The sequence below is a fragment of the Microcoleus sp. K1-B1 genome, assembly GCF_036704705.1.
Taxonomy (GTDB): Bacteria; Cyanobacteriota; Cyanobacteriia; order Cyanobacteriales; family Microcoleaceae; genus Microcoleus.
In genome coordinates this window covers 1-20,159 of the sequence record NZ_JAUBSH010000084.1, presented here as the reverse complement: position 1 = coordinate 20,159, position 20,159 = coordinate 1, and the positions used below count along the sequence as shown (strand labels likewise).

General features: G+C 46.5%; 11 protein-coding genes. 9 read left to right on the top strand and 2 right to left on the bottom strand.

The genetic code is table 11. From position 1 onward, the window contains the following. Positions 1-4: 4 nt before the first annotated feature. Positions 5-1,504 (top strand): response regulator, encoded by a 1,500-nt coding sequence (locus tag QUA83_RS23760; protein ID WP_333296315.1) that lies wholly within the window; start codon positions 5-7, stop codon positions 1,502-1,504. Positions 1,505-2,684: 1,180 nt separating this feature from the next. After that, positions 2,685-6,443, top strand: a complete 3,759-nt coding sequence (locus tag QUA83_RS23755) for a chemotaxis protein CheB (protein WP_333296314.1) — start codon at positions 2,685-2,687, stop codon at positions 6,441-6,443. A 610-nt stretch (positions 6,444-7,053) separates the two neighbouring features. On the opposite strand, the gene QUA83_RS23750 is transcribed toward QUA83_RS23755, so the two are convergent. Beyond that, positions 7,054-8,841 carry an efflux RND transporter periplasmic adaptor subunit gene (locus QUA83_RS23750; protein ID WP_333296312.1) on the bottom strand — a complete coding sequence of 596 codons (1,788 nt, stop codon included), beginning with the start codon at positions 8,839-8,841 and terminating at the stop codon, positions 7,054-7,056. Between the two features lie 419 nt (positions 8,842-9,260). Here QUA83_RS23750 and QUA83_RS23745 point away from each other — a divergent pair, with 419 nt between their 5' ends. Both QUA83_RS23745 and QUA83_RS23740 read left to right on the top strand, forming a co-directional pair. Further along, entirely contained in the window at positions 9,261-10,394 is a 1,134-nt protein-coding gene (locus QUA83_RS23745) for an AI-2E family transporter (RefSeq protein ID WP_333296311.1), read from the top strand. 161 nt (positions 10,395-10,555) lie between these two features. After that, the gene (locus tag QUA83_RS23740; RefSeq protein WP_333296309.1) at positions 10,556-11,623 is read left to right on the top strand and encodes an ABC transporter permease; all 1,068 of its coding nucleotides are present in this window, start codon (positions 10,556-10,558) and stop codon (positions 11,621-11,623) included. Between the two features lie 175 nt (positions 11,624-11,798). Here QUA83_RS23740 and QUA83_RS23735 read toward each other — a convergent pair whose 3' ends face one another. Continuing rightward, the gene (locus tag QUA83_RS23735; RefSeq protein WP_333296308.1) at positions 11,799-15,221 is read right to left on the bottom strand and encodes a PAS domain S-box protein; all 3,423 of its coding nucleotides are present in this window, start codon (positions 15,219-15,221) and stop codon (positions 11,799-11,801) included. A gap of 481 nt (positions 15,222-15,702) precedes the next feature. Here QUA83_RS23735 and QUA83_RS23730 point away from each other — a divergent pair, with 481 nt between their 5' ends. From QUA83_RS23730 to QUA83_RS23710, 5 genes are all read left to right on the top strand, one after another. Then, on the top strand, positions 15,703-16,047 hold the full coding sequence (locus QUA83_RS23730) for a hypothetical protein (RefSeq protein ID WP_333296306.1): 345 nt from the start codon (positions 15,703-15,705) through the stop codon (positions 16,045-16,047). Positions 16,048-16,269: 222 nt separating this feature from the next. Then, on the top strand, positions 16,270-17,295 hold the full coding sequence (locus QUA83_RS23725; protein WP_333078405.1) for an ABC transporter permease: 1,026 nt from the start codon (positions 16,270-16,272) through the stop codon (positions 17,293-17,295). Further along, positions 17,264-17,440, top strand: a complete 177-nt coding sequence (locus QUA83_RS23720) for a hypothetical protein (protein ID WP_333296305.1) — start codon at positions 17,264-17,266, stop codon at positions 17,438-17,440. The genes QUA83_RS23725 and QUA83_RS23720 overlap by 32 nt, the downstream gene beginning before the upstream one ends. Before the next feature lie 63 nt (positions 17,441-17,503). Continuing rightward, positions 17,504-18,280, top strand: a complete 777-nt coding sequence (locus QUA83_RS23715) for a hypothetical protein (protein WP_333296304.1) — start codon at positions 17,504-17,506, stop codon at positions 18,278-18,280. 527 nt (positions 18,281-18,807) lie between these two features. Beyond that, positions 18,808-19,848, top strand: coding sequence for a hypothetical protein (locus QUA83_RS23710; protein WP_333296303.1), 1,041 nt, complete (start codon positions 18,808-18,810; stop codon positions 19,846-19,848). The last annotated feature ends 311 nt before the right edge of the window (positions 19,849-20,159 follow it).

Genomic DNA, 20,159 nt, shown 5'->3' with positions numbered 1-20,159 from the left:
AAAAATGACTAGCGAATCTTTAGACAGAGGAACCATTTTAATTGTGGATGATACGCCCACTAATCTGGGTTCAGTATTGGATTTTTTGAGTACATCTGGCTTCACTGTTTGGGTAGCTCGCAGTGGGTCTAATGCTCTCAAAAAAGTGCAATATTGCCAGCCGGATTTAATTTTGTTGGATGTTCTGATGCCAGAAATGGACGGATTTAAAACCTGTGAACATCTAAAAGCAAATGACTTAACTCAAGATATCCCAGTCATTTTTATGACCGCGCTGGACGATACAGAAAGCAAAGTCAAAGGCTTTAATGTGGGGGGAGTTGATTATATCACTAAGCCCCTTCAACAGGAAGAAGTTTTAGCTCGGGCTATCACGCATCTGAATCTGCGAAAGCTAACTAAAAAGCTTCAGGCGCAAATTGTCGAGCGCGAGCGAGCGGAAGCCGACTTACAAGTTTTGACACAAGAGCTCGAGAGGCGGGTAGAAGAGCGCACTGCTGAACTTTCCCAAACGAATGAACGCCTCAAGCAGGAGGCTGCTGAACGCAAGCTTGCAGAAGCAGCTTTGAAAGCATCGGAAGCGCGAGAGCGGCACAAAGCCCTACAGCTCGAAAATTCCCTGCACGAACTCAAGCAGGTGCAAAGCCAGCTCATTCACAGTGAAAAAATGTCTGGGCTAGGCCAACTCGTGGCTGGCGTAGCCCATGAAATCAATAATCCAATTAATTTTATTTATGGAAATCTTTCCTATGCTCTGGAATATTCAAAAACTTTGGTCACTATCCTTGACCTCTACGAAGAGCACTATCCTCATCCGGCTCCAGATATACAAGCAGAAATCGTGGCAAGCGAGCTAAATTATCTCAAAGACGACTTGCCTAAAATGTTCAAATCGATGTACTTAGGAGCCGATCGCATCCGCGAAATCGTTTTATCTTTGCGCCTCTTCGCACGGCAAGAAGGATATGAAATGAGATCGGTCAACCTTCACGAAGGCATTGACAGCACGCTGATGATTTTACAGAGTCGGCTAAAATTTAAGTCAGACCGCCCCTCGATTGAAGTGGTGCGGGACTATTGCCCAAACCTGCCCGAAGTGGACTGTTATGGGGGAGAAATGAATCAGGTATTTATGAATGTACTTGCCAATGCGATCGATGCTATTGACGAGTGGAACACGCAGAGATCGCTAGAAGAAATTAAAGCAAATCCTAGCGTGATTCGGATTAGCACAGAAATAACCAGCAACAATTATGTAGCTGTCCGAATTGTGGACAATGGGCCAGGCATATCGGAAGAGGTTCGTCGCCACGTATTTAACCCGTTTTTTACGACAAAACCCCCCGGTAAGGGCACAGGGATTGGGCTGTCGATTAGCTGGCAAATTGTAGTGGAAAAACACCGGGGAAGCTTGGAGTGTATTTCTGCACCAGGCGGGGGAACAGAGTTTAGTATTGAGATTCCGATTCGGCAGGAGTCTCCTGTCTTGTCGCTGTCAGCTTGATGTTCTGCAAAAAGTTAGTGAATCCATTGGGTTGATTTTTTAGGACAAGTTCAGGATAGCAAGTTAAAAAACCTAGGGGCGATCGCGCTTCGATCTTACTCTCTAACCCACAACTGATTTCTCACCTACAGAATGAAGTATTCGGGTGCGATCGCCCTCAAAAAAATCCACCTGTAAATAATCGGGATTTTTAACAAAAATGTCCGAGAATTCGATAGGCTTCAACAGCAACGAAGGAAAACATAGAAGCAACGCCTCGCAATTGGAGTTTAGACTAAGCAGGTCAAAAATCGCGATCGCTGTGAGACTAGCGAACAGTTATCAAAAACGGCAATGGTTGCTGGCGACAAGCTATCAATTCAGGGGGCGACAAGCGCCCCTGAACCTTTACCTTTTTCGCTCAGACAAGAGTCGCATTCGTAAAGAGCATTCTCCTGAAAATTTTGCTCTTCTACGTCGCGATTGCTGTCAATTTACTGAAACAGGAAAAAGGATTTAAAGGAAGTTTAAAAATGAAGCGGTATCTGGCGGGAATGGATAATAATTATTTACTTCAAATTTTATACTCTGGCAGCTAACGCTGAAAAACTCAAACGGATTCCCGATCTAAATTGATTCTGCTTTGAGAATTCAGAAATTATTAAAGCTCGATTTTAACTTGGTTAATTGCATCAAATTTAAGAGTTTTAAGAATGGTTGTTTCAGAGAAGAAGCAATGCACAAATAGGATCTTCTGTCAATTTAATTTAGATGCGTTTACCCTGGATTTTCCCGGAGATTCTCCATAGCCCCACTGCTTCATCAAGGTGGACAAGATTCCGCTTTGAAGTTTCTTGATGAGTTGGCGGATTTAGGGGAACTGGACTCTCTGGCAAAGTTTCATAGAATTGCTACGATCGCAGAATGTGAAAAATTTACTTTTTATTAACTTTCAAGAGTACAATTAGTAGAAATTTTGAGAGATTTCAACGCTCACGATTGTCCCCCTTGATGCAGTACGGCTCTCAATAATAATAATAATAATAATAATTTGAAAATCGCTCGATCGCACGCGCAGACAGCGCCTCGATATATCCGCAGGTAGATGGATAATCCTTCAGTTTAGGATACTTAATCATATATGATAAAAATAAGAACATACCATAATACTTGCTTAAAAAATATAAACTCGGTATAAAAAATGACTGAAAAAAATAATTTCAAGAAATTTCAACCTAAAGCTGGGATCAAAACTGATCAAAAGCAGCAAAACAATCAAAACGACTTATTTCCTGTAGTCGCAATCGGAGCCTCTGCAGGTGGATTGGAAGCATTTATGCAATTACTGAGCCATTTGCCGATCAATACTGGCATGGCGTTTGTAATAATTCAGCATATGTTGCCGAGTCAAGAAAGTGTGTTGAGTGTAATTCTGGCTCGATCGACCCAGATGCCCGTGCATGAGGTGACAGATGGGATGCTCATAACACCGAATCAGGTCTACGTCATCCCCCCGAATGTCAGCATGACCATCGATCGAGGGGTGCTGAAGCTAACGCCTCGCGGCAGAAAACGCGGGGTATTTATGTCCGTCGATAATTTTTTGTTTTCCCTCGCCGAAGAACGGGGGAACAAAGCCATCGGCGTCATTTTGTCCGGGGGCGACGGCGATGGTGCCCAAGGGTTAAAAGCAATTAAGGCCGCAGGCGGTATTACTTTTGCCCAATGCGAACAATCGGCACAAGTCAGCAGTATGCCGAATACTGCGGTGGCTACGGGTCAGGTAGACTTTATCTTGACACCGGAAAAAATTGCCCAGAAAATAGCAGAGATCGGCGGTCATCCCTACATTGCCGATCGGCCTGCGACAGCATCGACTACCAGCGAAGATGCGATCGCAAATAAAGATGCGATCGCAAATAAAGATGCGATCGCCATGATCTACAGTTTGCTGCGGGCGGCTACAGGAGTTGACTTTACTCACTACAAGCAAACCACCTTGAAGCGGCGGATACATCGGCGGATGTTGCTCTACAAGCTCGAACGCATCGAAAATTATGCCGAATATCTCCAAAACACCCCGGCAGAAGTAACGGCGCTGTATCACGATGTCTTAATTCATGTCACCAGCTTTTTCCGCGATCCCGAAACCTTTGATGCCTTAAGCAGCAATGTTTTTCCCGCAATTGTCCAAGATAAATCGCCGAAAAAACCGATCCGAATTTGGATTGCCGGCTGTTCAACGGGTGAAGAAGCTTACTCGATCGCCATTTGCTTGCTAGAGTTTTTAGCAGCTCGATCTACTAACCTGCCGATTCAGATTTATGCCACAGACATCAGCGAAAGTGCGATCGCGATCGCCCGCAGTGGCTTTTATACCCAGGCCCAAGTCGCGGATATTTCACCCGAACGCCTACATCGGTTCTTTGTCCAAGTCGAGGGCGGATACCAAATCGCTAAGCCCGTGCGCGAACTCTGCGTCTTTGCTAGACAAAACCTGATCGCCGATCCGCCGTTTTCCCGGATGGATTTGATTAGCTGTCGGAACGTGCTGATCTATCTGGGCCCCCCGTTGCAGAAAAAACTGCTGCCAATGTTCCACTATGGGCTTCGGCCCGCAGGCTTTTTGCTGTTAGGCACTTCGGAAACGGTTGGAGACTTTTCAGAATTCTTTGCGCTATTTGACAAAAAGAACAAAATTTATACTAAAAAACAGTTGTCGCATTGGCTTAGCATGGATTTAACTGCTAGCAACTATCCTCTGACACCCCCCAACCCTCCACCGCTGCAAACGGAAAAGTGGGACGAAATCGAAATAGAGAAACAGGCCGATCGCATTGTTTTGAATCACTATGCCCCTGTCGGGGTCGTGATTAACACAGCCAGCGAGATTCTGCAATTTCGAGGACAGACGAATGCCTACCTAGAACCGGCCCCCGGTAGGGCGAGCTTTAGCCTGCTAAGAATGGCAAAAGAAGGATTGCGCGTGGAACTGCGGACTGCAATTCAACAAGCCTCACACCAGAAGCAATCGATCGCACGGGCAGGCTTGCAAGTTAAAGAGGGCGAGATCATCCGGCAGGTCAGAATTAATGTGATTCCATTCCAAGCCGGCGCTGTGGTAAAAGACTATTTTTTAGTGTTGTTTCAAGAGGAGTCCCCGATATCTGCAATGCCTGCTGCTGATACTGACGATGATAGAGTCAACTCTGATCCTTCACAGGGTGAAACTCAGGAGATTGCAAGGCTGCTACAGGAACTGAAAACCACAAAAGAACATCTCGGAGCGATCGTCCAAGAACATCAAGCCGCTAATCAAGATTTGAGAGCCGCCAACGAAGAGATTTTGTCCAGCAACGAAGAGTTGCAAAGCATGAATGAGGAACTCGAAACGGCGAAAGAAGAGATTCAAGCAACCAATGAAGAACTCAACACAATTAATGACGAATTGCAGCGGCGCAATGTTGAATCGACTCAGGTAAGCAACGATTTAGAGAATCTGCTGGCCAGCATCAATATTCCGATCCTGATGCTGGGAGGCGACCTGCGAATCCGCCGGTTTACTCCCGCAATCGAACGCATCTTCAGCTTGATTTCTACCGATGTCGGGCGGTCTTTGAGCGACATCACTCACAAGTTGATAATACCGGACTTAGAGCAACTGATTTTAGAGGTGATCCGCACGCTCAATTTGAAAGTTCAGGAGGTTCAAGATCGAGACGGTCATTGGTACGATCTGCATATTCGACCCTATCGGACGATCGACAACAAGATTGATGGGGCTGTGGTGATGTTGGTGGATATCAACGAGCTCAAACTCAGCGCCCAGCAGTTGATGGAAGCGAAAAATTACGCCGAAACGATCGTGGAAACCGTGCGGGAACCATTGCTAGTGTTAGATCTCGACCTGCAGGCGCTCACCGCCAATCGTTCTTTCTACGAGACGTTTCAGGTGATGCCGAGCCAAACTGAGCATCGCTCATTGTTCGATCTCGGTAATGGACAGTGGAATATTCCCCAGTTGCGATCGCTCCTAACAGAAATTCTGGAAGGCAATCCCCAGTTTCAAGATTTTGAGGTCGAGCATGACTTTGAGCAAATCGGGCATAAAATAATGCTGCTCAATGCCCGCAAAATGCCTCCGATCGGCGATACACAGATGATTCTGTTGGCGATCGAGGATATCACGCAGCAAAAACAATTAGAGACAGAACGCAGCCTTCGGATGCAAGAACAATCGGCTCGTGCGACTGCTGAGGAGGCCAACCGCATCAAAGATGAGTTTTTGTCCGTCCTCTCTCACGAACTGCGGACGCCGCTCAATGCGATGATTGGCTGGGCACAGTTGCTACGCCTGAAAAAATTTGACGAGGCTAAAACCGAGGAGGCGCTAAAAACGATCGAGCGCGCCGCCAAAGCACAAAACCAGCTCATCGATGACATCTTAGACGTTTCGCGGATTACCACAGGCCAATTTCGGCTCAATGCTTCTGAAATTGAGATCAATCCACTGGTTGAAAATGCGATCGCGGTAATTCGTTTCGCCGCCGAAGCCAAAAATATTCAAATTGAATCCAGGCTAAGTCCTTTAAAACCAGAGATTTGGGGCGATCCAACTCGCTTACAACAAGTGGTGTGGAATCTACTTTCAAACGCGATTAAATTCACCCCAGCCGGAGGAAGAATTGACATCGCATTAGACTACATAGATGGCATGGCTCAAATCCAAGTTAGCGATACTGGTCAAGGCATTCAGCCTGATTTTCTCCCCTATGTGTTCGATCGCTTCCGTCAGGCGGATAGTAGCTGCTCTCGCAGAGACGGTGGATTGGGGCTAGGATTGTCGATCGTCCGTCATTTAGTAGAACTCCACGGCGGTAATGTTAGTGCAACAAGTGCGGGTGAGGGACAAGGGGCAACCTTTACCGTGAGGTTGCCACTACGAACAGATATGCCATGATTGTTGACTGTTGACTGTTGACTGTTGACTGTTGACTGTTGACTGTTGAGTGTGAGTCAAAAAACTGAAAATTGCGCTATAGCAATCCTAAATGATTATACTCGTTACCCGGCAGAGCCTGGTAACGCATATCCGGAGGCTCTGCCTCCATAGTCTGGGCCGAGGCAGAGCAAGAGTGACATCGGTTCCCAGGCAGAGCTTGGAAGTTAACCAGTTATTGAAACTGATTTAGGATTGCTATATATTTGTTGGCAGTTTGATTCGACTTTATCAGGACGATAAGCGCGGATTTGATATCATTCCGGCGCCACCGGAATTAATATTATTTCTAATCTTAAGCTGTTGTGCATTTAAATTGAATGTAAAAAAATAATCTAAGTCTTGTGGGGAGTAGGGGTTGGGTGTCTCGCCCGCCCTGAATATGCAATTTAAATGCGTGACAGCTTATCTCCTGATCTGATATCGTTTGCGGTTGCATCACAATAATAAAATCGAGTCAACAGTCAACAATCAACAGTCAACAGTCAAAAATCAAAAATCAACAGTCAACAGTCAACAGTCAACAGTCAACAATCAACAATGATAAGGAGTGCAACCCGAAGCGATATAACTATTTACCCACCTTAACCTCAGCGCCATCCTTAAGAAAACCAGCGCCAGTAACAACGACCCGATCGCCCGCCTTCAAACCCTTTTTAACCACCACCTTAGCAGCAGTCAAATCGCCCACAGCACCCCCGGAAATTTCCCCAACTTCCACCGGTTGAGCCTGCACCTTGTCCTGCCCGACAAGTTTGTAAACAATAGAACTGCCGTCAGATTGCGGCACAATAGCTTTAGCAGGGACTTTCAAACCTTGAGCCGTTGTCGTCGAAATGGATGCGCGCAAAAACATTCCCGATCGCAAAAACTCGCTTGTCGGCAAATCAATCTTCACCGTAGCTTGCCGATTTTGCGGGTCAACAACCGGCGAAATCTCTCGCACAGTTCCTGACAACTTAATCCGCTTGTCAGAATCCGAAGTAATTTGCACTGCTGTTCCCGGCCGCACTTGCGAAACCTGAGTTTCCGGTACTTTCAATTGCAGTTCCAGCTTGTTGCCACGAATAATCGAAAATAGTTTTTGACTTCCCGAAGAAACATCCCCAACTCGACCAATTCTTTCAGCCACAGTGCCACTATCCGGCGCTCGAACAATTGTTTGTTCTAGTTGAGTTTGTAACTGTTTGACTTGTGCATCATTGCTGCGGACACTTGCTGCGTTATTTCCGACATTTGCTCTGGCACTGCTGACACTCGCTCCGGCCGTATTAACTTTAGCACGAGCGCTGGCGAGGGCCGCTCTAGCCGTACTGATATTAGCTTCCGCAGTAGCTACTTTAGCAATAGAAGATTGCACTTCTTCCGCTGCTTTATTCTGTTCTTCCAAAGCTGTATTCAAGTCAGCTTTAGCTTTGTTCAAGTCTTGAACAGCAGTCTGCCGTTCCGTCTTTCGTCTTTCCAAATCTTGCTGACTAATTACTCCCTGAGCAGCCAAATCTTGGGTGCGATTTACTTCTCTTTGAGCTTGATCTAATTTAGCCTGAGCGGAGGCAATGCCGGCTTTAGCTTGAGTGACACCGGCTTTAGCTTGTTCCACACCGGCTCTTGCCTGCCCGACGCCTGTTTTGGCTTGCGCTGCGTCAGCGATGGCTTTTTCAACGCCAGCTTGGGCTTGAGCAACGCCGGCTTGGGCTTCTTGTTGGGCTGACTCGGCTTGCTGTACCTGAGCTTGGGCTTGTTCTACCGTAGAATTGGCCGATTGTACTCCCGCAAGCGCTTCGGCAATTTGCGATCGTAGCACCGAATCGTCCAAAACCGCCATCGTCTGACCTTTTTCTACCACATCCCCTTCATTCACCAACACCTGCTTAATTTGCAAACCGTTGGCTTGTGGTAGCACCGGTAGCAAGTCATAGGCTGCCACGGTGCCCGTTGCTTGCAGAGTTTCACCAACCTGGGCAGATTCCACAGGCGCCACTGTCACCGTCGGAGCCATCGCCTGCTGAGTTGCCGAGGGAATTGGAGCGGCAGGAGGCGAACTCTGATTTCCCCCAGTCAATTTTACTGCTAGCAACGTTGCAGCCACACCAATCCCTGCGCCCGCCAACAAGGCAGGCCACCTGATTTCTTTGCGGGGCCCAACTTCAGTTACTTCTGGTTCCCAAACTTGTTCCGCCTCGATTTCGGGAACTTCCAGCGCAACTTCTCGTTCATCATCCTCACCGGAGAATTGCCAGCGAGAGTTGTCTGAGACTTCACTTTCAGCTACATCCACTGCTGAGTTCCTTTCGCGCCCGCTCTCCACGGGGGAAAGGGGTTGCTTTTCTTCGGCTTCTGAAAAAACTTGATTAGTCACGGTAGTTCCTCTCGCCAGTATGAGCCTGTGCTTTTGATATTGTAAAGAAAGATTACGATAATATTTACTTTATTTTAGCGGAGGGCCTCTGGATTAACGCTTCCTCCTTTTGGGTGAGTGTGGTGCAGTTTCACCCTACAATGGCGATTTTAATTAAATTTGCTCAAAGTTTGTGCGATCAACATTTAATTTGATCTGCCTCTGGGGCATACTGAATATTAGCGTGATTGCCGATCGTGGGGTCGATCGGGCTGGCCTTGTCTGTCCCGAAGCGGTTTTGCCGTCACCAGCTTATCAATACTGAGAGCATTCCGTCTAATCTTGAACTGATTATTGCTAATCTATACTCTAATGTGTTTGTCGTATAACCCGACAAATCCGGTCAGGAAATTGTACCAGTTTAATTGACAAAAATCACAATGAATAGCGTCTTTTCTCCCGTCCAACAGTTTCTAATTACTTGGCTACTAATGCTAGTGACGGGATGGTTTACCCTGACTGCTGTCAGTTATGTTGGGGAACTGGTCAGCATTTTAGTAACAGCGGGACTCATTGCATTTTTATTAAATTATGCAGTAAAAAGACTGCAAGTATTTTTGCCTCGGGGAGTAGCGGCGGGGCTGGTTTATTTAACAGCAGGTGTGGTAGTAGTAGTAATCGGTTTAACTATTGTGCCGCCCGTGTTCAGCCAAGCAAGACAGTTGGGGGTGAGGTTCCCGGATTTGCTGGAGTCGGGGCGACTGCAGCTAGCTGAATTTCAAGCCTGGAGTGCCGAGCGCAATTTGCCGTTTAACGTGCAAATATTGGAGCAGCAGTTATCAGCGAAAGTGCAGGAACAAGTGCAGGCGCTCGCAGGTACGAGTTTAGGCTTAGTTGTCGGTACTGTTAACTGGTTTTTGGACTTAATTTTTATTGTGGTGATTTCCTTTTATATGCTCCTAGACGGGCAAAGAGTTTGGCAGGGTTTGACCAGTATTTTTTCCCCAGACATTCGCTATGTTTTAACAGAGACTTTGCAGCGAAACCTCCAGCGATTTGTATCGGGACAGTTATTGCTGGGACTATTGATGGCCATCTCATTGACTCTGGCTTTTTGGTGGCTGCAAGTTCCGTTTTTTCTGTTGTTTGCCGTGTTTATAGGATTGACGGAAATAATTCCGTTTATTGGAGCAACTTTGGGAATTGGCACTGTTAGTATAATTGTAGCCTTTATTGATTGGTGGCTGGCGCTGCAAGTGTTGGTAGTGGCGATCGGTCTCCAGCAAATCAAGGATAATTTAGTAGCTCCCCGAATCATGGGGAATCTCACCGGATTGAGCCCGGTAATTATTTTCACAGCTTTGCTTTTAGGAGGTAGAGTGGGAGGATTGTTGGGAGTTATCCTGGCAATTCCGCTCACTGGGGTTGTAAAAAGTATAGTAGAAATTGTACTTAATCCCAAATTGCCACCCCAAACAGGATCGTTTTTCTACAATCCTTTTAGCGGCGAGGAGTTGGGAAAAATATCAGAAGAGGAAAGTAGAATAATCTTGGTCGCAGATGAACAAAAGTAGTCTAATTTTTGTAGTAACTAATTCAGTTATGAAATATTTTATAAGTCAGAATTAACTTTTGGCTGCTGATTCCCTTAATAAAAGACTAAAGTCTCTACAAAGAACTTTAAGAACTTTAGTCTTGATTACTAACCCACTTAAAATCTCCAACCTAAAAACTTATGAAATGGTGGCAAAATCTTAGAAAAAATCCTCTAGCTCGGTTAGGAGCCGTGATACTGTTAATTTTTTATACAGTCGCACTTTTCGCCGAATTTGTGGCACCTTACGACCCCTATGACTCTCAATTAAACGGTTCCTTGCTGCCGCCGACTCAGATTTATTTAACCACCCAAGACGGGCGCTTTATCCGGCCCCACGTTTATCCGACTACTCAGGGCCCAGTGGATGCGGATACCGGCGCTCGTGAGGTAATTGTAGACTGGCAAAAACCATCGGTTCTAGGTTTGTTTGTCAAAGGTGCCCCCTATAAATTTTTAGGAGTTTTGCCTTTTGACAGGCATCTTTTTGGCACTACAGGAGAAGGTCAAATTAACCTTTTAGGAACGGATGAACAAGCGCGCGATCAATTCAGCCGCTTAGTACACGGCAGCCGAATTAGCCTCAGCATCGGTTTAGTTGGCATAGCAATTTCTTTTCCCTTGGGATTGTTAATCGGAGGCATATCTGGTTATTTCGGCAGTTGGATTGATAGTATTTTAATGCGTTTCGCCGAAGTATTAATGACGATTCCCGGTCTTTATTTATTAGTAGCGTTAGCAGCAGTGTTGCCACCGGGATTGACAAGTGCTCAGCGATTTATATTGATTGTGCTGATTACTTCATTTATCAATTGGGCGGGTTTGGCGCGGGTAATTCGCGGTCAGGTACTGTCAATTAAACAACGAGAATTCGTGCAAGCGGCGCGGGCAATGGGCGCCAATCCAATTTATATTATTGTCCGCCACGTGTTGCCGCAAACTGCAACTTACGTAATTATTTCTGCCACTTTGGCGGTTCCGGGTTTTATTGTGGCGGAGTCGGTTTTGAGTTTAATTGGCTTGGGAATTCAACAGCCAGATCCTTCTTGGGGGAATTTACTATCCCTGTCTACTAATGCTTCAATTTTAGTGTTGCAGCCTTGGTTGGTTTGGCCTCCGGCGATACTGATTATTTTGACTGTTTTGGCGTTTAATTTATTGGGGGATGGGTTGCGGGATGCTCTCGATCCGAGAAGCATTCAAAGGTAATATCAATTCCGGTTACACCGGAATGATGTTGACTGTTGACTGTTGACGGTTAACTGTTCACGGCGTCAACAGTCAACCTTCAACAGTCAACTCGAATTTACTATTCCGATGCTAACGGATTTGATATAATTGGGAGTTAGTAATTTCTAGTTTTCAGGCAGAGCCAGTGTAACAGTTACGCCCCCGGATTTTGCAGATTAACCGGCAAGCAAATGGTAAAAGTAGAACCAACACCCTCCTGACTTTTTACTGAAATATTGCCACCCATCATGAGGCAAAAACGCTGGCTGATTGCCAGTCCCAAACCAGTGCCGCCGTACTTGCGCGTGGTGGAAGCGTCTGCTTGGGTAAAGGGTTGGAAAATGTGCTGCAACTGGTCGGGAGTCATCCCAATTCCTGTATCTGTACAATTAATAACTAAAAATTCTTTACTAGCAATTGAAGATTGATAACTTGCCGCAGGTTCCGAAGTGTTTTCTTGTTTTGTTTCGCTGCTGTCGCCCGCAATTTTTTCGCGGCTGGCTGTCAGGGTAATTGTACCGTGTTGAGTGAATTTGGCGGCATTGCTCAGCAAATTTAATAAAATCTGCTGCACTTTGGTAATGTCACCGTGCATCGTGCCGATATTGCTAATTTTGTGCAAGTTGAGAGTGTTGCCGTTTTTTTCAATTAGCGGCGCGGCGGTGGATGCTACTTCTTCAATCAAGGCGGCGATGTCGAAGGTTTCTAAGTAAAGATCCATGCGGCCGGCTTCGATTTTAGAAATGTCGAGAATGTCGTTAATTAGCGATAGCAAGTGTCTGCCGGAAGTGCGAATTTTTTCTAAATCTGGGGTGAGTTCATCGTAACCCAATTCTGCGGTTTCTTCTTGGAGCATTTCGCTGTAGCCGATGATGGCATTCAGAGGTGTTCGCAGTTCGTGGCTCATGTTTGCCAAAAATGCGCTTTTTGCGGTGGAAGCGGCTTCGGCTGCTTCTAGGGCGAGTTGCAAGGCGGATTCAAAGACTTTGCGATCGCTAATATCCTCGACGCTACCTTCATAGTAGAGTACCTCGCCGTTGGCGTCGCACACTGCACGCGCGCTTTCGGAAATCCAAATTACCTTGCCGTCAACGCGGTAAACTTGTGACTCAAACCCCGAAACTTCTCCGCATTCTTCCATCACCCGCATAAACTTGTCGCCTTGCTGAGGATTGACGTAAGCTTGCTGCCTGATGTTTGTGAGATTTGATGTCAATTCTTCGGGAGTGGCGTAGCCGTAGATGCGGGCTAAAGCTGGATTTACGCTCAAGAAGTGGCCTTCGGGGGTTCTTTGAAAAATGCCTTCGACGGCATTTTCAAAGATGCTACGATATTTTTGTTCTGCTTGACGCAAAGCGCTTTGTGTACGATCGCGCTCACTGGCTTCGATCGCCAATGATACCAAATCTGCGAGGGAAGCAGCAAAATTTTGTTCTTCTACTGTCCAGTTACGAGGAGTTCCCACTTGTTCGATACAGATAACTCCGACTGTTTGTCCTCCCAGCCGCACCGGCGCATCTAAGGTTGATGTAGTACCCACTTGTGAAAAGTAAGATTCGGCAAACTCTCTGGTTCTAACATCTGAGAGAGCGTCATCGGCTGCGATCGTCCGGTATTCTTCCAAAGCTTTAAAATAAGCTGGATAGTCTGCTGCTGCGAGTTCGGCACCTTGGGAATGGTGCGGGTTGCTGCGGCTAAATTGGTCGAGACATTGCAGTTTCGATCGGCTTTCATCGTACAACCAAGCTCCGGCTCGTTCTGCATCTAGGGTATGAGTTGCCGCTTCGGTAATTTGCCTCAAAGCTACTTGCAAATTGCCTCGATATAACGCTTTATTTCTTGCCAATTCTACCAAAACCGTATTTTGTTTGAGCAATTGTTTTTGCCTTTGGCGTCGCGCCGATTCGGCTCGCTTGTGTTCGGTAATGTCCCGGGCTACCAAAATGACGGATTCTTCTGAAAGCGGTGAAATGCTGGCTGCAAAACAAACTTCGCGGTTGTCAATGGTTAAATCGTACTCGATGCTGACAGTTTGCTGAGTATCTAAAGCTGCTCGGATGTGGTTGAGACAATTGTCTGCTGTAGCTTGCGGCAACACCTCTCCAACTGTTTTGCCAAGTAATTCTTCGATTGGTTTGTACAGCAGAGAAAGATTTGTGGGCGCGATTTTTAAATAGCGACCGCTGGCGTCCAAAACTATAATTAATTCATTCATAGCTGCAAACAAAGCCCGCAATTCTGCTTCGGCGGCTTCGAGTTCGGCAGTCCGCTCTGCTACTCGCTTTTCTAAACTAGAGTTTGTTTGTTCTAGGGCAACAAAAGACGATCGCAATTGTCTCGCCATTTGGTTGAAAGAGTGAGCTAGGAGACCGATTTCTTTGACTCCTTGAACTTCGACTTCGCCGTCTAATTCTGTGGAGGTGAAGTCGGATAATTCCGACATTTTTGTTAAAGCTTTGGAAGCTTGTAACAATCGGGTAATCGGTTTGACAACCCAGCGAGATGTGAAAATTCCGAGGACGATCGCCAGTACGAAGGCAAAAAAGCACAATAAGATAGTTGTGCGAGTATTGGCGTTAATTTGCTCCATAAAATCGGCTTCCGGGATGGCGACTACAATCAGCCAATCGAGACCGCGGCCGTCTTGCAGGGGAACAACGGTAATAAATTGACGTTTGCCGTCTATCTCGAAGGTAAACTGTCCTTTGCTGTCAATTTTTTCAAAACTACCAAATCGTTGTTGCAAGTATGTGGAAGACGATCGAATTAGCAAATTTTTGCTCTGTGTCGCCAACAGCCGTTTTTGTCCGTCTTTGTCCTTGACAAAAGGCAATTCGTCTGTGGAACTGGCGACAATTTCGCCGCTGCGTTCGATCGCAAAAACTTGTCCAGACCGGCTAATTTTGATGCTTTTGAGAAAATCGCTGATTTGAGAAAGAGTCAAGTCAATGGCCAGTACCCCCCGCAGGCTACCCGTTTGGCTGTAGATGGGCATCACCGGCGTAATCCCCAGAACTGGCGAGGCTGCGAAGACGTAGATGGGAGACCAAGTGGCTTTTCCTGACTGTTTGGCAGCTTTGTACCACGGTCTAGTACGGGGGTCATAGGGGACGGTTTGGATTAGCTCAGAGCGATTTCCTTGGCTATCTAGGCGATAAATTTGGCGGTTTGGAGCGGTTGATTCGTCTCTGATGTATACTAAGTGTTCTGCTTCTCGCTTGAGCAAGACGAATCTGCCCTGTTCGTCGCCGTAGTAGATGGTTGTATTTCGATCGCTCAGCTTCGTCTGGTTCCACAAATAGCGCTCTAAGCTGGGCAAGTCTTCCGGGTCTAAGTTGCCAGAGGCGATCGCAGCAGTATTCATTTGCAGGAACAGATGAGACACATCCCCAAAACTGCGGAAATTTTCTTTCGTCCTGGCTGCAACTTCCAAGCTTAACCTGGTAGCAAGGTCATTGACGGCTTTTTGACCGTTGCGAAACGACAGCCATCCAGTCACGCCTACTGCTACGGAGATTTGCACCACCAGCGGTATCAACAAAACTAGGCTCAGTGACATCTTGGGCGAGCTTTTCATCAGATAACTGCTCAGACTTTTCAATAACATCAATATTTTGACAGATACCGATTTTGCATATGCTTGTTGTAAATTCCCTGAACCTAAGCTACCACTAATCTCGGCGGTATTTGAGAAAACCTAGCAACTTGGTTGCTCAAAAAATACCACTGCTATTCTCTTGTCAGTTGAGTTGAGGGTGGCGAGGCGGACAACTGTAAGTAATTTAACAATCTTTAGAAAGTAGGTTGGGTTTCGTACCTCAACCCAACCTACTGTGAAAATACTGGTGGTTGTTTGAGGATTGCGATCGCGATAAATGTAAACAATTTAACAATCTTCCATTTGAAAATTTGCTATTAATAAAATAAGCTGGCAAAATCCAGAGCAAACTATCGGGAAAAATTTAAGCGTAGGCGATTTGGCGCCAACGGCAAATTTGAGTGTTTTCAGCCTTTTGTACGATCAACATTTTGGCAAAATAATACTTCTGGAGGATGAGATGAACTATACATTTGAAATCCTGGGCGTATCTCCAACTTTAACATTTTTTAACCAGCAGCAGGAATTGCTGCAACAACAGCAGCCGTCCGGTGTAGAATACTTGGCAAACCGGAAGTGCACTCTCGATGCGTTTGTGGCATCGGTAGAGACAGTTTCTCCTTACCGGGGCTGGGATGTCGATCGAGTTGTAGACACCGTGATTAGTTTCTGGATGAACAACTCTGATAGCATCCAGTATTGGAGACACAGGCTGCAGGATGCCGGCAGCGAAAACTTGTTAGTAGCCAGAGTAGGCGATATCAAGTCTTTGCAAGCTGCATTTGAATCGCTGCTGGGGGAATAACAAAATCGGGAATTGCGAAAAAGTTGATCGACTTTTTCGCTAAAACTGAGATAGTGCGTCATTCTCAATCATCCTTTCAGGGCTGGCTAGGAGCAACGGTTCAAAATAAAATTTATCTGTTGTGGAACAGGCATCTTTCCTGTTCTTGAGAATAGTGCAAGATGTAAGTAAAATCCACTCAACTCTCTATTTTCAATTTCCAATTCCCAATTCCCAAATATTATGTCTCGTTCCAAAGCCCTGCAATCTTATATTTTTCTCCGCTTGCTTCTGGCACCGCTAATGTTGTGGACAATCACCACAGCAGTATTTTTATTGTTGCGGGCCACTCCAGGCGACCCCATAGATGCCATTCTCGGTTCACGAGCTCCTGCAGCAGCCAAAGAAGCAATGCGAACTCAACTCGGCCTCGACGCACCCCTGTGGCAGCAATATCTCAAATACATGAAAGACTTGTTGAGCTTCGACTTGGGAACCTCAATCACCACTCGCGGACAAACCGTGTGGCAAATTATCGGAGATTATTTCCCCGCTACAGTCGAATTAGCAGTTTGTAGCATGGCCATAGCTTTAATTGTCGGCATCAGTATCGGTTCCCTGGCAGCATCCCGCCCCAACACTATTTTCGATGCAGCAGGCCGTTTGTTTGGCATTATCACTTACTCGCTGCCCGCTTTTTGGGCTGGCATGGTTTTGCAGTTGATTTTCGCGGTGCAGTTGGGATGGTTTCCTTTGGGAACTCGCTTTCCCGTGACATTCCCCGCCCCCGAAGGCTACACAGGACTATACACTATTGACAGTCTCCTGAGCGCTAACCCTGGTCAGTTTCTCACATCTTTGCATTATTTAGCACTTCCGAGCTTGACGTTGGGGATTCTTTTGAGCGGCATTTTCGAGCGCATTGTCAGAGTGAATCTCAAGCAAACTTTGCAAGCAGATTATGTCGAAGCTGCTAGAGCTCGCGGCATTCCCGAATTCCAGATTTTATGGGCTCACGCTCTGAAAAATGCACTAATTCCGGTGATTACTGTCTTAGGATTGACTTTTGCTGCACTGTTGGGCGGTGCTATTTTAACAGAGGTGACTTTTTCTTGGCCGGGGTTGGCAAATCGCCTTTACGAAGCGATTAGCTTGCGGGATTATCCAACTGTTCAAGGTATTGTGGTGTTTTTTGCGGCAATTGTCGTAATTGCCAGCATTGTAATTGATATTTTGAATGCTTACGTTGACCCGCGAATTCGGTACTAAAAATATTAAGGAAGAAGGGCAACGGATTGGCAACTGTTGCACTTTCGGCTTTTTCTACCTGTACTTTCTGTCGGCGCGAGATGTTTTAGCCAGGGCTGGCCCTGTAGAAGCAGTTGCCCAAAAGATCGATCGGCTTTTAGAGTGACGACACTTGGCAATTTATGGGCAATACTGGAGAAAATAAAATTATACATTTGAGGAAACGCTGATGAGATTATTGCGAACAATCGCCGCTCTATCGGCGGTCTTGACCCCATTGATGGCTGAAGCTGCCTTTAGCCGTCCCATGCCGGGAATAGCCGATTTTCCCAGAGCCTCAAACCCCCAAGTAAATGTGCCTGTTTGTTTGATCGAAACTCCAGGCGGCACAACTTTTGATTTAGTCAGCTTGTGCGGCAGTAACGCTGCTCCCCCAAACCCTGCTCCGGTTGCGGGCAATGCTCCTGCAAATAACCCCAATGGCGACACTCCGCCTCCTCCCCCGAACCCCAACGCCCTCACCAGAGATGCTGTCGGCACCCCGATAACTACTCCTACAGGTACGGCAAATCCCAACAATCCCAACAATGCAAATCCGGGAACTTCGCCCGCAGGTACTCCCAACAATGCCACTCCGGGGACTTCGCCCGCAGGTACTCCCAATGCCAATCCGGGAACTTCGCCCGCAGGTACTCCCAATGCAAATCCGGGAACTTCACCGAGTACCAATCCCAATAATCTCAATCCGGGAAGTTCGCCCTATACAACTCCCAATAACCCCAATCCGGGAAGTTCGCCGAGTACGAATCCCAATAATCTCAATCCGGGAAGTTCACCGAGTACCGGCCCCAATAACAGTGCGTCTCCCACGGGTGGAAATGCTGGTGACAGCAACAGCGATTTAGTTCCCAATCCCAATATCAATCTTCCGAGAGTGCCGCCGAGTTCCTTTGGCCCTGGAGGTGTTGCACCGACTAGAGATGCGATTGATGGCCCCCGCCAATAATCGGCGAAGTGTGAGAACTTTCATCACAGAAACCGGGTTTCTCGGAAACGTTCTGTTTTTCAGGGATATTTCACCCGCGAGAAAGCCGGAATATTTATTTGCCTGCTTAATATTGCTCTCAGGTGCGATCGGCATATTTTGTAGCAGAGTAGCCAAATAAAAGTTAAGCTAAGAACTTGTAGACGCTATCGGCCAAGCACTCTTTTAAAACTGGCCAACCAGGTAGAAGCAGTGATAGATAGCCAGCTTTAATCCGTAACAGGATTAGTTATCAGCAAAGGTTAAAATTATTACCAGGCGGGTGCTCGCCAGCTCCAAGTTCTCAAGCTAAACCATTCAACAGGCATATTTTTGTTAAGCCAGTGTGGTTGGGAAAGTACCGGCTGATAACATTAGCAAGACAAAATTAACCCGATTATTCGGAGGCTCTTCATGAGCAAAATATTTGTTTTAATAAATTGGAACAAACTTGCTCTAGACCCGATCCTCTGCGAGGGCTTCGCTAACGCACTTGAGGAGGACATCTAGTGTCAAACTTAGTTCAACGCTTAGAAATAACCGCTCATCCGCAACTAGAAAAATCCCTCGGCTATCGAGGAGATAGTCGCTGGGTAGCTTGGCGCTGGGAACCCGACATCGACCAACTTATTTCCAGCGACGGCAAAACAGTCGGCACTGGCAATAATATGGCTTGGCTGGTGTTTTTGCAGCACGATTTAGTCGATCCTGCGGTACAAGAGTACAACCTCAGCGAGGGCGATCGCTACTGGCTGCTTTTAGACACAGAAACTAGAAATCTCTACGTCGGCGAAGGGAAAACAGTTCAAAGTCTGCTCGAACAGCCGGAAAGTTTAGGTTTATTGGCTTGTCTCGATGGCGGCAATGCCGGACAAACTGGTGAAAATTGGCAGCAAACCCTATCTCAACTAACAGCCAAACCAGTTGTTCGCAACCTCACAAATGCCCTTCCTTTCGGTATCGCGGCTGCTTTGATAGGTGCTTTAGGCATCGGAACCGGATTGTGGGTAGTGCCGGCAGTGCAGCAAAAACTAGCCGAAAAAGCTGCTTTTATTTCCCCAATTAGTTCTGGCGCAAACTGCGGGCTTGGTGGTTCCGACGATTTTTCAGCTTATATCGGTTCCTCAAGCGGAAATAAAGAACTTCATTTAATAGGCGTTTACGAAGCTAATGCGGATCACAAGAACCGAGATTTATCTAAAAGTGCGATCGAAGTCAAAGTAGAACGCCGAAACAAGCCCATAATTCTCGCACTTTCAGCCTACGAACCGGTGCAATGGAACATTACCGCAGAACCGGGCGCAGTTATCGAAAAAATCATCGTTAACGGATACCACAACCAAACTGTTTCAGGAGTTTCGGGAATTCCGGTAGAAGAACACAGCTACGAAGAAACCGGAAACAATCTCGGCGACTTTATCTACAAGTGGGGTGCTACCCCTGACAGTTCCAATACTTCTTCCCTCGTGACTAAATTGGAACAGGGAAACCGCACCAGTTTAACTTCTTTTCAAGGATGCTACAGAGGTAAGAACTTTACGATTAAGTAATAATTATTGATTATTTTGGGGGTGGGGAAACGGCAGTGCCCATTGGTGACAACTTAAGACTGAAACCATTGATAAATCTCGCTTGTAGCTAAGCCTAGAGCCCCCTAAATCCCCCTGATTGTGGGGGAGTAGGCGTTGACTTTGAGAAGACTCTTGTCCCCCCCTTCTTAAGGGGGGCTAGGGGGGATCTAACCTTAATACTCAAACAGCAGTCTGTGATTGGCTTTGACCTTAAGGGAGCATCTCATATTTGCAAAAACACTTCTTTCTTCTTCCTTCTGACTCTTTTCTCCTGGCTCCTGACTCCTGAC

What these genes read in the sequence shown, in the direction of transcription:
- QUA83_RS23760 (WP_333296315.1), top strand. Translation starts at nt 5, where the DNA reads ATGACTAGCGAATCTTTAGACAGAGGAACCATTTTAATTGTGGATGAT.
- QUA83_RS23740 (WP_333296309.1), top strand. Translation starts at nt 10,556, where the DNA reads ATGAAATGGTGGCAAAATCTTAGAAAAAATCCTCTAGCTCGGTTAGGA.
- QUA83_RS23755 (WP_333296314.1), top strand. Translation starts at nt 2,685, where the DNA reads ATGACTGAAAAAAATAATTTCAAGAAATTTCAACCTAAAGCTGGGATC.
- QUA83_RS23730 (WP_333296306.1), top strand. Translation starts at nt 15,703, where the DNA reads ATGAACTATACATTTGAAATCCTGGGCGTATCTCCAACTTTAACATTT.
- QUA83_RS23720 (WP_333296305.1), top strand. Translation starts at nt 17,264, where the DNA reads ATGCTTACGTTGACCCGCGAATTCGGTACTAAAAATATTAAGGAAGAA.
- QUA83_RS23715 (WP_333296304.1), top strand. Translation starts at nt 17,504, where the DNA reads ATGAGATTATTGCGAACAATCGCCGCTCTATCGGCGGTCTTGACCCCA.
- QUA83_RS23745 (WP_333296311.1), top strand. Translation starts at nt 9,261, where the DNA reads ATGAATAGCGTCTTTTCTCCCGTCCAACAGTTTCTAATTACTTGGCTA.
- QUA83_RS23735 (WP_333296308.1), bottom strand. Translation starts at nt 15,221, where the DNA reads ATGAAAAGCTCGCCCAAGATGTCACTGAGCCTAGTTTTGTTGATACCG.
- QUA83_RS23725 (WP_333078405.1), top strand. Translation starts at nt 16,270, where the DNA reads ATGTCTCGTTCCAAAGCCCTGCAATCTTATATTTTTCTCCGCTTGCTT.